We start from the raw sequence: 16,300 nt of genomic DNA on the forward strand, positions 1-16,300 counted from the left end.
AAAGACAAAGGGTGCTTTTAACGCGTCCTTTGTCTTTTAAAAATCTTCCTCACCAGCACTACAATCCCAACAAATACAATTGCTCCAGCGGTATCCAAAATAACATCCTGTCCGCTCATCGTGCGTCCGGGAGTGAAGCTTTGACGTAGCTCATCAAGAATTGCAATAATAGCTGTCCCGGCAATAGCGACTCCTGCGGCGAACCGACGTTTTCCCCATACAAAGTAAATGCCAAGTGCGATACAGCCGAATCCAGCAAAATGCGTGAATTTCCGAATTAAAAATTCTACAAACTTAAAGTAACCACGCTCTTCAACGGAAACAACTGTATCCCAATATGGTATTTTTAAAACAGATAATTGCTTTTCAAACGGCTTATTTACTAATATCTGCTCCAACTCAGGAATAATAGACTGTTGCTCATAGGTCATACTGGAGGAAATCGCAAGTACTACTAAAAATACGATTAAGATAAGCCATTTTTTCATCGGTGATCCATATATTGTTCGGCTTTCGTTAGCTCTTTGATAGCTTTAAAATCTATTATCGAATCAATTTTTTCATAGGCAACTAGTGTTTGCGCTAGCTGTTCTTGTGAGCTTGCACCGATTACTGTTGAGGCGATAGTAGATTCCTTTAGATTAAAGGCGATTGCTAGTGCATGTAAATCGTCATAATGTGAAGCTAAACCTGTTAATGTTGCTGTTAATTCGTCCGCTGTGTAAGTGTTAAAGCCATTGACACGCTGTAAACGTTCTTTCCAACTATTCGTTAGTAAACCCTTTGCAACAGTCCCACGCGTTACAACGGAAGCCCCTTCATTTGCGATAAAGTCGAGCCATTCCTCTGGACGACGATCTAAAGCACTATATTGCATCATGACACTTTTTGCAGAGCTTGCTGGTAAAAAACGCTTTAGTACATTTGGGCGAATAGAGGAAATACCATATTCTCGAATTAATCCATCCTTTTTCAAATTTTCAAAAGTGTCGATAATTCCATCCCAATCGTCCTCTATTGTACCGCCGTGTAATTGGTAAACATCAATATAATCAGTACCTAGACGTTTTAAGCTAGCATGTAAAGCCTCCTTTATATAAGACGGAGATGCATCCCAATGCCAACCTTCTACGCCTTCTGTCCATCGATTACCCACTTTCGACGCGACTATAACATCTTGACGGCGCTTTCCTAAAATAGCGCCGATCATTTCTTCATTTGCCCCAAAATCATATAAATCGGCTGTATCGATGTAATTAATGCCTGCATCTAATGCCATATCGACGATTTTAGAAGCCTTTATCTTATCTGTCGAAAGAGACATGCCCCCTAAACTAATCTCTGAAATAAACAAGTCACTTGAGCCAAGCTGTCTTTTTTTCATACCAATACCCTCCTTCGATTTCTCTACTTGTAATGGTACAATGAACATATCTGAAGAACAAGCGAGGTTATAGTCAATGAAAAAGTTTGAAGAAAAAACGACAAAGACTACACCCATTTATGACGGGAAAATTGTGAAACTACAAGTTGACGATGTCACTTTACCGAATGGTAATGTTGCAAAAAGAGAAATTATAAAGCATCCTGGTGCAGTGGCAGTTATTGCTATTACCGATGAAGGAAAGTTAGTATTAGTGGAGCAATATCGCAAAGCTTTAGAACGTTCAATTGTTGAAATTCCAGCTGGTAAGCTTGAACCTGGTGAGGAGCCGATTGTGACGGCGCGACGTGAACTGGAGGAAGAAACAGGTTACGGTGCACAAAGCTTAACGTATTTACAAGCGTTTTCAACATCTCCGGGCTTCGCAGATGAGATCATCCATCTATTTGTAGCAAAAGATTTATACAAAATTGAAAACAAAGCAGATCTAGATGAGGATGAATTTGTCGAATTAGTAGAAGTTTCGTTGGAAGAGGCGGGGCAAATGGTTGCAGATGAGCGTATATACGACGCTAAAACAGCGTTTGCAGTACTTTGGCTTGCAGCACAATAAGATAATAATCTTTTGCATAATAGAAGCGGACGAGCATAAGCTGTACAAACCTTGATAGAAAAGGAGCATGTTTATGTCTCGTACGGTGTCTATATTTTATCACGCATCTATTATTGCGGTGAGTTTCGTTTGTGGCGTTATCTTATTTCATATTATTGGTGGGCCGAATGCGGAGCCTTTTATTTCATTTATAGAGCCTCGTTTAATAAATGGGGACAGGCATTCTCTATTTCGTTTAGTGTTACCTGTTGCTGTTTCAATCGCTCTTATACTATTGCTTGCAACACATAGTCTCCTGAAGGTTTTAGTACGTGTTACAGTGGCGATACGTGCAACCTTTTTTGGCTTTAGCTCGGTTTTTTTATTACAAAAACTTGAAGCTTTCTGGGTTTATACGATTTGGTGGTTTCCATTTCAGCTCATCTATTGTATATTGTTGCTAGTCCTATGTAATTTACTTGTACCAGCTTGGTCAAAAAGAAAAATCGGAAAAATGATACATGGTCGGACAATTTTGTTGAATTTTTTCGCATTTTTCATCATAATAGTGGCTGAGTTTATTGTTATTTCTTATGTAATTAAATAATAGATACAATTCACGGGAATTTAACTTCTTTCAGCGGGTGTCATAAAACCTGCTAGAGGAACTCAGTCTAAGAACGCCACGACCTGTGCGACGACTGAGTGACCAACATCACGTTGGCCCAAAGCCTCTGGACGCAATTATGCCGAGGCATAATTGCTCGTCAGGTAAAAACATACAAAAGCAAATTCGAAATCTACTCACTACCTTGTAATAGGATTTATTACTTTGGTATAATGGGAAGAGTTTAGGGGGGCGTCACATGGAGAGCCGAATAGATCGTATAAAAAAACAGTTGCATAGTGCTAGTTATAAGCTGACGCCGCAGCGAGAAGCAACAGTTGCTGTACTGCTTGAGCACGAGGAAGACCACCTAAGTGCAGAAGATGTTTACCTTTTAGTAAAAGAAAAAGCACCAGAAATTGGTCTAGCGACTGTCTATAGAACGTTAGAATTACTAACTGAGCTCAAAATTGTCGACAAAATCAACTTTGGCGATGGCGTTTCGCGCTATGATTTACGCCAAGAGGGAGCTGCGCATTTCCACCATCATCTTGTTTGTATCGAATGTGGTGCGGTTGATGAAATTCAGGAAGATTTACTTGAAGACGTGGAAGCCGTTGTTGAAAGACGTTGGAATTTTATTATAAAGGACCACCGATTAACTTTCCACGGCATTTGCTGGCGCTGTCATGATAAAAACGACGAAGTATCAGAAGAAAAGTAAAAAAAGACGTCCCAAAAAGTTTTATGACTTTTTGGGACGTTTTTTTAATCTGAAATTTTAGTTTTAATAACTTTTGAACGGTCTTGGATGTCTGTAATCAGTAATCTATTATTTGATAGTTTCATTGTGTAACGTTTTTCGCGCTGGTATGACCAAGTACCATCTTCTGTTAGGTAAAAATCAAAAATTTCCGTCGAATCAAGAATGATTGTGGATGGATCCGTAGCATATACCTTGTCAATCATATTAGACTTGAAATCATAGGAATAGTAATCAAATGTGATATGATCCGTTACGAATTTACTGTAATCTCTTCGTATTTGTGTACCCTCTAAAAAATAATCCTGAACATAACTAAAATCAGCATTATCTAAAGCGTACTTGTAGTTATTACGAAAATCATAGAAGAGGGAGCGAGCCACGTCTTCATATTCAGAAAGGAAAGTTTGCAATGCTTGTTGGTTTGCTTTTTTTTCTGCTTCAGCTCTTTGTTTAGTCTGTATAGAGCCAAATTGAAGATGATGTTGCGGATTATTTAATGTTATTATTTCGGATTTCTCTTCTTGACCATCTTGTCCTTTTTTAACAGCATGTACTTTAACAGAATCATCTAGTTTTGCAGTGAAAAGCTTAACATCTTGTGCTTTTTTTCCCGTACTTTTTCCGTTGATAAATACAATTGCATCTTCAATATCAGATGTAAGATGTACCTGATAATCTGCAAGATCTATTGAAAGCATTTTTTTGTTATCTTCATTATTAGAAATTATTAGCTGATCTTTAATTTCATTTTGAAAATATTCATCTTTTAACGCTAAACTATAATTGTAAATTCCAGGGGCGAACTTACCGATTTTTTCTGTTTCATCAGATAAATCAGTAGAAACCAATTCTCCTAATTTAAATTTTGCGTCAAGTTTAACAGGACTAATAGTATGTACACTTAATTCAATTGGTTGAATATCAAATGTATATTTTTTGTAGAATATTAAGAAATTGTTTTCTTTTATCGTAATTAGTTTCGAATCATCCTTATTTGTTACAGGTTCGGTATATCCTTTTTCCATATATTCATTCAAATTTTCCTCTAACATAGGATTAATATTCTTTGTCCAATTTTGATCCTTCATATAATTATAAAATGCTTTATTATCAATGATTGTATCTTCAGGAAATCGGAATGATTGGGCGAATTTTTCATAATTTTCATCAGAAAAATAATTGTTCAGATCAGCTAGCTGTTTTTTAGGGTCTATCTGGCTTTTAATAATAAAATGCCCACCGATTAGCAATGCTAGTATAGCAAAAATACTACTAATGATAACCTTTTTTGTTGTGCTCATAGGTTCTTTTTTGTGGGATGTTTCTGAGAAATAGGTTTGTTGTTTTGGGACGTTTGCTATAATTTCTGATTCCTCAGAACGAGTAGGTGAGAGTTTAGTACCGCATTCTAAACAAAATTTCTCGTTCGATATTACTTGTTTTCCACAACTCTGACATTCGCGCATTATAAAACTCCTTTTTTGTAAATATAATATAAATATACCATGTAAAATGGAAGAATAAAGAATAACTTATTGAAAAAATAATAAAAAATGGATACTATTAGGGATGGCAACAACAGAAATAGTGAAGGAAGTGTATATATGATTGATATGAAAGATATAAGTACAATGGAGTTAAAGGATTTAAAAAATGGCTTGAAATTGGCGAAAGATAAGCGAATGGAACTGATTGTTAAATTAGGAGAATTGGTTCATTTACAATTATTAAATCAAAAACTTAATCATGATGAATTGTCAGAGATTTCTTTAGGAATTGCGTCGCAGGATCGCTTAATCTACCGATATGGTAAGCAGATAACAAATATAAACGCGGCATCACAACAATGTTCAAAATGCATGCAACAACTTGGCGGAAATGCAAAATTCTGCGGGAATTGTGGTACATTGAATCCTACTTATATTGATCCAAATACTGTGTATAAATCATGCCAAAGCTGTTCTGAAGAAATACATGAATCCGCTTTATTTTGTCCATGCTGTGGTATGAAACAGGGGGCACTATAATGACTTGTAGGCATTGTCACGAGCAACATCCTAATTATTTTACATATTGCCCTAAGACAAATGGAGTTATTGAGAAAGAGCCATTTAAACATACATATGCAACGAATGATTTTTGCTTATCTTGTGGCACAAAAAACGAAGAATCAGGCTCGTTTTGTAGTCAATGTGGTGAGATAACTATTAAAAGAGTTGAGCAAAAAACGACATTCAATAAAGTAATAAGCGAAACGTTAAAAAATGTGAATGTACCAAATATGGGGAATATAAAAGGGCAAGAATTAAAGAATGCTTCAAAGGAAAAAGTGAATTTCTTTAAAAATAATCCATTATTTTTTGTTCCTATTGTTGTGTCCATTTTGTTAATATTTATGTTTACTTTCATTGCAAAAAATAGCTTACTAGATGTAGTAACGGCTGATTTAGATCATGAAGAATCAGCAATCGTTAAAGCAATTATGAGTGACCCTTCAGAGTTAGAGGATAATATTTATAAAGAGTTTGGTGTCAGACTAAATATACCTAAAATACTTTCACTTCCAAGCTTAGTGACAGTAGTTCATAATGTTAAAGCAGAATGGAATGTTGTTTTAGACACAGGTTTTACTAATAATTCATTGCATATATCTATGGACAATGTGTTATTTGGGCTAATGTTCATTCCTTTCATTGCTTTAGTAATAGGTGGTGTAATTTACGGTATTCTTGCACGGAAAAATAATTGGCCTTTGTATCAAGGTATACTTTATTCAACAATTGTCTATGTTATTGTGATGTTAGTTATTTCTTTCATATCAAAGTTCAGTACAAAGCTTGGTCAAGTAGAAACTAAAGGGCTATTTATGATTGACGCGTCAATGAATTATTCTGTTTTGGATATGATTCTCTCGGCGACTATTTTATCAATTGTAATATTTGGGTTTGCAGCAATTTTAACTTACTTTAATAAATCTATTATTGAAAAATTAAGCTATCAAGTAAAATATGTGCAGTATGCTATGTTTTCAGTAGCCATTACATTAATTGGGTTGCTTGTTAATTTCTCGAACATTTATTTTAGTTTGGATAAAAAGGTTTTAGAATCAGAAACTGTTTCAATTTTTAGCAGTATTTATATGGGGACTTGGAATTGGATATGTACGTTCTTTTCAAAGCTTCACATGAATGCATCACTAGATGGTTTTTCAGAGAACATTACTTACAGCCTTTTTGATAATGAAAAATCTGAAGTATATCAGTCTTATTTATATAATAGTTTATTTGAAGGGGAAAAATATTCGTTATTGCCATCATTTATTTTAGTACTAATCACGATCGTATTGATAAGTGCAGCTGGCTATATATTATATATTGTCCATCGTATGAATTGGAAAGAATGTTTGATTTTTGCAGGTTTGTTTACAGCGTTACAGTTAATGATTATTTATTTTGTGAATATCCAGCTCGATTTTACAGCAGCTTCCGATGGTTACATCCAGTTTTCATTTTCATTTGAAATCATTTTGACAGCTTTACTTGTTTTGATCGTCTCTTCTGCAAGTTTTGCCGCAGGTGGTTATTTGCGACAGTATCAATTAAAAAAATAAATGAACTACCTCTCTTACACGATGCGTGAAGGGAGGTTTTTTTTGTGGAGCAAGCATTTGGTTTATTGAACATGTTAATATGGAAGATAGTAGAATGTTAAGGGGGCGCTATGATGAATGAATTTCAATATGCAATAGAGGATTATATCCATTTTATCCAAGTAGAGCGACAATTATCTGATAATACATTAGCATCCTATCGCCGAGACTTAGAAAATTACGTGAATTTTTTGCGGGAAACGGAAGGGATGTCTGACTTTCGTAAAGTGGAAAGGACGACCATTTTGCGTCATTTAGAGCAGTTGCGAATGCAAGGAAAGACAAGTCGTACTGTTGCCCGCCATATCTCCTCCATTCGTAGTTTTCACCAATTTTTACTTCGAGAAAAGCGAGCTGAAACAGATCCGACAGTTCATTTAGAAATGCCGATCATTGAGCAAAAGCTACCAAATGTCCTCTCGATTGAAGAGATTGAAGCTATATTAGCGTCACCAAATCGCAGCAAGCCACAGGGCATTCGGGATGTGGCAATGCTAGAACTATTATATGGGTCAGGGATGCGCATTAGTGAGCTAATTGCATTGGATTTAACTGATATTCACCTAACGATGGGCTTTGTGCGTGTTTTTGGTAAGGGAGGCAAGGAGCGAATCATTCCCCTTGGAAAAAGCGCGCTTTCAGCATTATGTACTTATTTAGATGGCGCACGAAGTCAATTACAAGGAAAGTACCCAAAAACGGATGCTTTTTTTATTAATCAAAGAGGAAAACGTTTAACAAGGCAAGGTTGTTGGAAATTAATGAAGGAGCATGCTTTAAAAGCAGGCATCCAACATGAACTAACACCACATACATTACGCCATTCCTTCGCAACGCATTTAGTGGAGAACGGTGCGGATTTACGTGCAGTACAGGAGATGCTTGGACATGCGGATATTTCCACAACGCAAATTTATACACATATTAGTAAATCCCGACTATCAGAGGTTTATAAGCAATTTCATCCACGTGCTTAAAATTAGTAGGAGGTCTGACCTTTATTTTTCGAGCTTTTTTGGTAAAATAGAGACATGAGAGTAGGAGGCAAAATTATGAATAAACCATTTAAGAAAATCCATGTAGTTGTATTGGACTCAGTTGGGATTGGTGAAGCTCCAGACGCAGCGAATTTTGGAGATGTAGGTTCACATACTCTTGGACATATCGCTGAAAAAATGAATGGGCTTACAATGCCACATATGGAGTCTTTCGGCTTAGCAAATATTGAACCATTACAAGGTATACAAGCTACTGACAAACCAAAAGCGTTCTACGGAAAAATGCAAGAAGCATCTGTTGGTAAAGATACGATGACAGGGCACTGGGAAATCATGGGGTTAAATATCGATAAACCGTTTAAGGTATATCCGGAAGGGTTCCCAGCTGAGCTTATTGCAGAGCTTGAAAAACGTACTGGCCGCAAAGTTCTTTGCAATCAACCTGCAAGCGGAACACAAGTAATCGAGGACTTTGGCAAGGAACATATGGAGACAGGAGCGATTATTGTCTATACATCTGCTGACCCTGTTTTGCAAATTGCTGCACATGAGGAAATTATTCCATTAGAGGAATTATATAAAATTTGTGAAATTGCTCGTGAGCTAACATTACAACCAGAATATTTAGTTGGTCGTGTAATTGCTCGTCCATTTATCGGTACACCTGGAAACTTCGCGCGAACATCTAATCGTCATGACTATGCGTTAAAACCATTTGGTCGTACAACGATGAATGTCTTACAGGATGCAGGTTTAGACGTTATCGCAATTGGGAAAATTTCTGATATTTTCAACGGTGAAGGCGTTACTGATGCAGTACGTACGAAAAATAATACAGATGGTATGGATAAATTTGCAGAGGTAGTACGTCGTGATTTCCATGGTATAAGCTTCTTGAACTTAGTAGACTTTGATGCGAATTTTGGGCATCGTCGTGACCCTATTGGCTATGGTAACGCATTACAAGAATTTGATGCACGTTTACCAGAGATTACTGAGGTAATGACAGAAGATGATCTACTAATCATTACAGCGGACCACGGAAATGACCCAACATTCCCAGGGACAGACCATACACGTGAATATGTACCGTTAATTGTTTATTCACCACGCTTTAATGGTGGTAGTGAGCTAGCACTTCGTGAAACTTTTGCAGATATCGCAGCGACAGTTGCAGAAAACTTCAAAGTAGAAGCACCAAAGTTTGGTAAAAGCTTCTTAAATGATCTGAAGTAAGGGGGATAATAGATATGAATATGGCACAGCTGTTTGAAAAGAAAAAGCAAGGCAAAGAGCTATCACAGGCTGAAATACAGTATTTTGTAGAGGGTTACACTACTGGTGCAATTCCTGATTATCAAGCAAGTTCCCTATTAATGGCAATCCGTTTATTGGGCATGACATATGATGAAACATTTTATTTAACAAAAGCAATGATAGAATCTGGAGATGTTATTGATTTATCATCTATTGAAGGTTTTAAAATTGATAAGCATTCAACTGGCGGTGTAGGCGATAAAGTTACACTAATTGTTACTCCAATCATTGCTGCACTTGATATTCCTGTGGCAAAATTCAGTGGTAAGGGTCTAGGCATTACAGGTGGGACAATCGATAAATTAGAATCGATTCGTGGCTTTAAAACAGAGCTTTCATCACAAGAGTTTATCGATAATGTCAATAAACATAAAATTGCAGTTGCTGGTCAAACAGGCAACCTTGTACCAGCTGACAAAAAATTGTACGCGTTGCGAGATGTGACAGGTACTGTCGATTCCACACCACTTATTGCCGCGTCTATCATGAGTAAGAAAATAGCAAGTGGTGCAGACGGCATTGTACTAGATGTTAAATGTGGCTCAGGTGCATTTATGAAAACAGAAGAAGAAGCACAAGTTTTAGCTGATACGATGACTGCAATCGGTGAAAAGCTAGGACGTAAAGTAGTCGCGCATATTAGTGATATGGATAATCCACTAGGTAAAATGATTGGCAATAAGCTTGAAGTAGTAGAAGCAGTTGCTTTATTAAATGGACGTATGGACGAAACGCACGAAGATCTTCTAGATGAATGTATTATTATCTCTTCGCTGATGTACCAAGTTGCAGCTGGAGTGAATGAGGCCGAAGCAACAGCGGCTGTTAAACGCGTATTAGAAGATGGTTCAGCCGCTGCAAAATTCGAGGAATTTATCGTAGCACAGGGCGGCGATTTAGCAGATATCCTACAAAAAGACACAGCAAATAAAGTAGCTGTTAACGCATTTGCTGAAGGTACTGTAGGGACGATTAACGCACTATTGATCGGAGAAGCCAGCGTTGGTCTTGGTGCAGGCCGATTAACGAAGGAATCAGAGCTTGATTATGATGCCGGTATTCAATTGGTTGCCAAAAAAGGTGACAAAGTTCGTACTGGCGAAACGATTGCTTATTTATATTCAAATGGTCAAATTGATGAGGAAACAATCGAAAAAGTACAGAAAGCTTATACAATTGCATAAATAAATATGAAAGCGAGAATTCTCTTTAATAAAAGGGGATTCTCGCTTTTTTGTTCTGAAAAGCGAAGGGTGGAGCGGCGGAACGTAGAGTTAGAGCGGCGGGAAGAAGGGCTGAAGCGACGGAAAGTAGGGCCGAAGCGACGGAAAGAAAAGCTGAAGCGACGGAAAGTAGGGCCAAAGCGACGGAAAGAGGGGATGAAGCGACGGAAAGAAGGGATGAAGCGACGGAAAGTGGGGCCGAAGCGACGGAAAGAAGTCAGAGGGACGGAATGAAGGGCTGAAGCGACGGAAAGTAGGGCTGAAGCGACGGAAAGTAGGGCGAAGCGACGGAAAGAAAAGCTGAAGCGAAGGAAGAAAAGCCGAAGTCGTGGATAGAACCGCCAAAGCGTGGATAGAACCGCCAAAACATGGATAGAACGGTTAAAGTCGTGGATAGAACCGCCAAAACATGGATAGAACGGTCAAAGTCGTGGATAGAACCGCCAAAACGTGGATAGAACGGTCAAAGTCGTGGATAGAACCGCCAAAACGTGGATAGAACGGTCAAAGTCGTGGATAGAACCGCCAAAACGTGGATAGAACGGTCAAAGTCGTGGATAGAACCGCCAAAGTCGTGGATAGAATGGTCAAAATCGTGGATAGAACCGCCAAAGTCACGGAAGAACCACCCAACCCTCTTCGACAGACAGACCCGCCACCCCGCCCGCCCCGGCGGCCACCCCCGGTCACCACGCTTTGACATACAAAACCTTCGCTCCCCCGCCCTGCTCCTCTCCGCCCCCGCCTACCACTAAATTTCTACTCACACCTCACACCTCTAACATAATAATAATTCTTGTGAAAAGTGTCAGCTATGTTTAAAAAATGTTGATTTATCCCATACTGCAATTAACCTAAAAAGCTATAAGTATGTCGATTTGCCACTATTTCGGAAGACTTTGCACTAGTTCTGTCAGCCGCAAGGAATCACCACATTAAATGTGGAATTGCACGAGGAGGAGGCGATGTTCATGCATTTTCAGTTAGAAATGGTAACAAGAGAGACAGTGGTTATACGTTTATTTGGGGAGCTCGATCATCATGCAGTAGAGCAAATTCGAGCTAAAATTTCTACAGCAATTTTTCAAGGTACTGTAACGACTATTATTTGGAATTTAGAGGGGCTTTCTTTTATGGATAGTTCAGGTGTAGGTTTAGTGCTTGGTCGGATGCGTGAGTTAGAGGCAGTCGCTGGGCGGACGATATTATTGAATCCATCGCCGACAATGCGAAAAGTATTTCAATTTTCAGGTTTAGGGCCGTGGATGATGGAAGCAACAGAAGAAGAAGCGATTGATCGAGTTAGGGGGATTGTAAATGGATAACGAAATGACATTAACTTTTTTAGCAATTAGTGAAAATGAAGCCTTGGCGCGTGTAGCTGTGACCGGCTTTATCGCACAATTAGATCCAACTATTGATGAGCTATCCGAATTTAAAACGGTTGTTTCAGAGGCCGTTTCTAATGCCATTATTCACGGTTATGAAGAGGATGGTAAGGGTGTTGTTACAGTTCATGCAAAGCGTGAGGATGATATTGTAACGGTGTCTGTTATGGATAAAGGGTTAGGTATAGAGGATGTAAGTCGGGCAATGGAGCCGTTGTTTACGACGAAAAGTGAGATGGAACGTTCGGGTATGGGCTTTACTATTATGGATAGTTTTTCAGATCAGTTGACAGTCATGTCCAAGTGGCAAGAAGGTACAACTGTCACATTTACGAAGAAATTTTACTCGGTTCGCACACCGGTAATGTGAGGCTGCGATTGTGAAGCCGCTAGAACAGTCGTCCGATAAGCTATTGTCACAGGGAGAAATGCGAGATTTAATTGCGCGTGCACAACAGGGCGATCATGAGGCTCGTAAACGAATGATTGAAGGGAATACGAGGCTTGTGTGGTCTATTGTCCAACGCTTTACAAGCAGGGGCGTGGAGCTCGAGGATTTGTTTCAAATTGGCTGCATCGGGCTTATGAAGTCTGTGGATAAATTTGATCTAACGTATGATGTTAAATTTTCGACATATGCTGTACCAATGATCATCGGAGAAATTCAGCGCTTTCTAAGGGATGATGGAATGGTGAAGGTTAGCCGTTCTATTCGTGAGCTTAATTTTAAAATTCGTCATGCAACTGATGAATTCATTAAAAATAATGAGCATCCACCAACCATTCATGAATTAGCGCAAGTTCTTGGTGTTACAACTGAGGAAATTGTAACAGCTTCAGATGCATTGAGAGATCCAGCTTCCTTGCATGAACAATTGTATGAGAGTGAAGGGGATTCTATTACATTAATGGATCAGATGAAGGACGAAAAATCTGAGCAGCCATTTGACTATATTCCACTAAAAGAGGTGCTCACAAGGCTTGAGCCTAGAGAGCAATCCATTATTTATTTACGATATTTCTCAGATTGTACCCAAACTGAAATTGCCAACAGGCTAGGCATATCACAAGTTCAGGTATCACGATTAGAGAAAAAAATTCTTGCTCAATTGAAAACTTGGATGGCCACAAGTGCCACAGTTGAAGAGGAAGAAGTAAAAAAAGACATTTAAGAAAATGGTGACAGCATGACAGATAAAGATAAACTATTTAACAGCTTAGAAGAAGCCGAAGATTTTCTTAAAGAACAGTTTGGAGACGGCGAATCATTTGACATTAGTATAAAGCATCTGTTTGTCAAAGATTTGCCGGTTCTTTGTGCATATGTAACCGGACTTGTGGATGGAGTTGTGTTAACGCAATTACTCACTAATATGTTGCCTGATGAGGACGTTGATATTGAGGATGAAAAGGAGTATTTTGAAGCCTATTTCAATTACCAAGGTCGTTCAGAGGAAACAAAGCGTGAAGCCATTTTATTAGCGATATTAAGTGGACAAGTAGTCTTTATAACTAAAAGTGGTTACGGTTTTGTTGCAGAGATACGAAGTTATCCAGGACGTTCCCCAGAGGAGCCTGACAATGAAAAGGTAATTCGAGGATCTAGGGACGGTTTTGTTGAAGGTATTTCTCAAAATACTGCTTTGATTCGTCGACGAATTCGCAATAGTAATTTACGTTTCGAGCTACATAAAATATCCGAAATTGGTCAAACCGATGTCGCTCTAGCGTTTATAAAAGGTATTGCGAATGATGAAGCGCTCGATAAATTGCGACGGCGCATTGCACAAATTCATCATGATGGTTTGACTATGACTGATAAATCATTAGAAGAATGGCTGTTTAAACAGAAGTTCCATCCAGTTCCTTTTGTACGTTATACGGAACGACCAGATATTACCGCAGCACATTTACTTGAAGGCCATATAGCCATTATTGTCGATACGTCTCCTTCTGTCATTCTTGTACCTGCAACTGCTTTTCATTTGTTGCAGCATGCTGAGGAGTATAGACAAGCGCCAACAGTTGGAACCTTTGTCCGTTTTATGCGCTATTTCGGAGCGATTATGGGTTTATTATTATTGCCATTATGGTATTTATGTGCAACGCACGGGGTATTTTTACCAGATGGGCTATCCTTTTTAGGTGCTAAGGAAAAATCACATATCCCACTTTTGCTACAAGTACTTATTGGTGATATTGGGATAGAGTTTTTGAGGATGGCAGCCATTCATACCCCATCACCATTATCCACTGCGATGGGGTTGGTTGCAGGTGTAATTATTGGTCAAATCGCTATTGATGTTGGGGTATTTACGCCAGAGGTAGTGTTATATACAGCCGTTTCAGCTATTCTGACATTTATTATTCCATCTTATGAGCTAGGTATTTCCATTAAACTCTTTAGACTAGTGTTGTTAATAATGACTGGAATTTGGGGAGTTAATGGGTTATTTATCGGGATCTTCATAATATTTACGTATTTATGTTCATTACGTCCGATGCAAGCGCCATATTTATGGCCACTTATTCCGTTCTTCCCAAATGCGATGCTTCGCGTACTTGTTCGTTTCCCGATGACAGCTGATGCATTGAGGCCATATGTTGTCGACTCCCAACAGCGAAAAAGATCATAGAAGCCGTTGCACTCGTTTTTTTCATGTGATAAAGTTCACATATAGTATTTTGTGATTTTTGCGAAAATTGTCTTCATTCATCAAAAGCTTCACCACGTGGTAAAACATATGTAGCAACTTGTTGAATGAAGCAATATCCCTCTAAATAAGGATTGTAGGCTAAATTGCCCAAAATCTTTCTAAAATGAGGTGCAATGTATCACATGATGGAACGATGTGAAAAGGGAGAGATGCACATGCATTTATATGGAACACAAGCGATTTCTGAAGATGGTCATTTAACGATTGGACAGGTAGATACATTAGAGCTTGCAAAAGAGTATGGTACACCTTTATTTGTGTACGATACAGCACTTATTCGAAAGCGTGCGCGCGGCTTTATAGATACGTTTAAAAAACTAGGTGTAAAAGCAGAAGTAGCTTATGCTTCAAAAGCATTTGCATGTGTAGCTGTGTACCAATTAGCGGCAGAAGAAAATTTATCTTTAGATGTTGTCTCTGGTGGAGAATTATTTACAGCTTTAAAAGTTGGATTCCCTCCGGAGCGCATTCATTTCCACGGTAATAATAAAAGCATTGCTGAACTAGAATTAGCATTTGACTCAAAAATTGGTTGTATTGTCGTGGATAACTTCTATGAAATTCAACTTTTACAAGCAATCTCAGAGCGCCGTCAGCAAAAAATGCGTATTTTACTACGTGTCACACCAGGTGTGGAGGCACATACACATGATTTCATTACGACAGGTCAAGCGGATTCAAAATTTGGCTTTGACTTAAATAATGGTCAAGCAGATGAAGCTTTCCAACAAACTTTTAAACATGAATATCTAGAGCTTCTAGGATTACACTGCCATATTGGCTCTCAAATTTTTGACACAGCGGGCTTTGGCTTAGCAGGAGAAAAACTAATTGATAAAATTTCGGATTGGAACAAGTCTCACGATTTTACGTGTACTGTGTTAAACTTAGGTGGGGGCTTCGGAATTCGTTATACTGAGGAAGATGCACCGCTTGAGCCACAAGTATATGTAGAGGATATGATTACAGTTGTAAAGACTAAAGCTACTGTACTTGGTCTAACGATGCCTGAAATTTGGATTGAACCAGGGCGATCACTTGTAGGGGATGCAGGAATATCTCTTTATACAATTGGTTCACAAAAAACAGTACCTAATGTTCGTAAATATATTGCTGTCGATGGTGGTATGAGTGATAATATCCGTCCTGCTTTATATGATGCGAAGTACGAAGCGATCATTGCGAGTAAAGCAGACGAATCGAAAAGTGAAACATATACAGTGGCTGGTAAACTTTGTGAATCAGGTGATAAATTAATTATTGATGCTAAGCTTCAAGAAGCTGCTTCTGGTGATGTGCTAGCAATCTTCTGTACTGGTGCGTATGGATATTCTATGGCGAGTAACTACAATCGTGTGCCACGACCAGCAGTTGTATTTGTAGAAGATGGCAAACATCAATTAGCAATTCGACGCGAAAGTTATGAAGATATTGTACAGAACGATCTCCCGCTAACGTTAAAAAAGGGTGAGTAAATATGAGAAAAAACAAATGGGTATTACTAGCGTCCATTTCAACTTTTATTTTGTTGTGGGGCGTTGTCTATTGGGTGTTGGCGTCTAAAGGTATTCTCGGACCTGGTTCGTAAGACAGAAATGGACTTGCGGTAAAAGTACAAATCGTGTAGGATAGTCAAAGATTATGTACAGCTAGAAAATG

Annotated in this window: 16 protein-coding genes; 13 read left to right on the forward strand and 3 right to left on the reverse strand. The window is 38.5% G+C overall.

The genetic code is table 11. The features are described 5' to 3' along the window. Positions 1 to 17 precede the first annotated feature (17 nt). Positions 18 to 488 (reverse strand): VanZ family protein, encoded by a 471-nt coding sequence (locus tag ACVYAD_RS21895; protein ID WP_476427943.1) that lies wholly within the window; start codon positions 486 to 488, stop codon positions 18 to 20. Further along, a complete protein-coding gene (locus tag ACVYAD_RS21900; RefSeq protein WP_386829348.1) occupies positions 485 to 1,384 on the reverse strand; it encodes an aldo/keto reductase in 900 nt (299 codons plus the stop codon). Before ACVYAD_RS21900 ends, ACVYAD_RS21895 begins: the two co-directional genes overlap by 4 nt. A 76-nt stretch (positions 1,385 to 1,460) precedes the next feature. Here ACVYAD_RS21900 and ACVYAD_RS21905 point away from each other — a divergent pair, with 76 nt between their 5' ends. The 3 genes from ACVYAD_RS21905 (at position 1,461) to fur (ending at position 3,307) form a co-directional block, all read left to right on the forward strand. Next, on the forward strand, positions 1,461 to 1,997 hold the full coding sequence (locus ACVYAD_RS21905; RefSeq protein ID WP_476427944.1) for an NUDIX domain-containing protein: 537 nt from the start codon (positions 1,461 to 1,463) through the stop codon (positions 1,995 to 1,997). A gap of 73 nt (positions 1,998 to 2,070) precedes the next feature. Then, positions 2,071 to 2,583 (forward strand): hypothetical protein, encoded by a 513-nt coding sequence (locus ACVYAD_RS21910; protein WP_079560687.1) that lies wholly within the window; start codon positions 2,071 to 2,073, stop codon positions 2,581 to 2,583. Between the two features lie 259 nt (positions 2,584 to 2,842). Further along, positions 2,843 to 3,307 carry a ferric iron uptake transcriptional regulator gene (gene fur / locus ACVYAD_RS21915; protein WP_079560689.1) on the forward strand — a complete coding sequence of 155 codons (465 nt, stop codon included), beginning with the start codon at positions 2,843 to 2,845 and terminating at the stop codon, positions 3,305 to 3,307. A gap of 44 nt (positions 3,308 to 3,351) precedes the next feature. On the opposite strand, the gene ACVYAD_RS21920 is transcribed toward fur, so the two are convergent. Continuing rightward, positions 3,352 to 4,815, reverse strand: a complete 1,464-nt coding sequence (locus ACVYAD_RS21920; RefSeq protein ID WP_476427945.1) for a TcaA 3rd/4th domain-containing protein — start codon at positions 4,813 to 4,815, stop codon at positions 3,352 to 3,354. Between the two features lie 138 nt (positions 4,816 to 4,953). Here ACVYAD_RS21920 and ACVYAD_RS21925 point away from each other — a divergent pair, with 138 nt between their 5' ends. The 10 genes from ACVYAD_RS21925 to lysA all read left to right on the forward strand — a co-directional run bounded on the left by ACVYAD_RS21925 (position 4,954) and on the right by lysA (position 16,116). Further along, positions 4,954 to 5,376 carry a zinc ribbon domain-containing protein gene (locus ACVYAD_RS21925; protein ID WP_349659614.1) on the forward strand — a complete coding sequence of 141 codons (423 nt, stop codon included), beginning with the start codon at positions 4,954 to 4,956 and terminating at the stop codon, positions 5,374 to 5,376. Then, positions 5,376 to 6,959, forward strand: a complete 1,584-nt coding sequence (locus ACVYAD_RS21930; protein WP_476427946.1) for a hypothetical protein — start codon at positions 5,376 to 5,378, stop codon at positions 6,957 to 6,959. Before ACVYAD_RS21925 ends, ACVYAD_RS21930 begins: the two co-directional genes overlap by 1 nt. Positions 6,960 to 7,072: 113 nt before the next feature. Next, positions 7,073 to 7,975, forward strand: a complete 903-nt coding sequence (gene xerD, locus ACVYAD_RS21935; protein WP_476427947.1) for a site-specific tyrosine recombinase XerD — start codon at positions 7,073 to 7,075, stop codon at positions 7,973 to 7,975. A gap of 75 nt (positions 7,976 to 8,050) precedes the next feature. Next, positions 8,051 to 9,232, forward strand: coding sequence for a phosphopentomutase (gene deoB, locus ACVYAD_RS21940; protein ID WP_386829340.1), 1,182 nt, complete (start codon positions 8,051 to 8,053; stop codon positions 9,230 to 9,232). Between the two features lie 14 nt (positions 9,233 to 9,246). After that, positions 9,247 to 10,497 (forward strand): thymidine phosphorylase, encoded by a 1,251-nt coding sequence (locus ACVYAD_RS21945; protein ID WP_476427948.1) that lies wholly within the window; start codon positions 9,247 to 9,249, stop codon positions 10,495 to 10,497. 1,010 nt (positions 10,498 to 11,507) lie between these two features. After that, a complete protein-coding gene (gene spoIIAA, locus ACVYAD_RS21950; RefSeq protein ID WP_079560712.1) occupies positions 11,508 to 11,861 on the forward strand; it encodes an anti-sigma F factor antagonist in 354 nt (117 codons plus the stop codon). Further along, positions 11,854 to 12,294: an anti-sigma F factor gene (gene spoIIAB, locus ACVYAD_RS21955; protein WP_349659609.1), complete on the forward strand. Its 441-nt coding sequence runs from the start codon at positions 11,854 to 11,856 to the stop codon at positions 12,292 to 12,294. The genes spoIIAA and spoIIAB overlap by 8 nt, the downstream gene beginning before the upstream one ends. A 58-nt stretch (positions 12,295 to 12,352) precedes the next feature. Continuing rightward, positions 12,353 to 13,096, forward strand: coding sequence for an RNA polymerase sporulation sigma factor SigF (gene sigF, locus ACVYAD_RS21960; RefSeq protein ID WP_206700774.1), 744 nt, complete (start codon positions 12,353 to 12,355; stop codon positions 13,094 to 13,096). Between the two features lie 15 nt (positions 13,097 to 13,111). Next, complete coding sequence (locus tag ACVYAD_RS21965; protein WP_349659608.1) at positions 13,112 to 14,560, forward strand: spore germination protein; 1,449 nt, start codon at positions 13,112 to 13,114, stop codon at positions 14,558 to 14,560. A gap of 236 nt (positions 14,561 to 14,796) precedes the next feature. Continuing rightward, positions 14,797 to 16,116, forward strand: coding sequence for a diaminopimelate decarboxylase (gene lysA, locus ACVYAD_RS21970; RefSeq protein WP_476427949.1), 1,320 nt, complete (start codon positions 14,797 to 14,799; stop codon positions 16,114 to 16,116). Positions 16,117 to 16,300 lie beyond the last annotated feature (184 nt).

This window comes from Lysinibacillus sp. G1-3 (assembly GCF_056322905.1).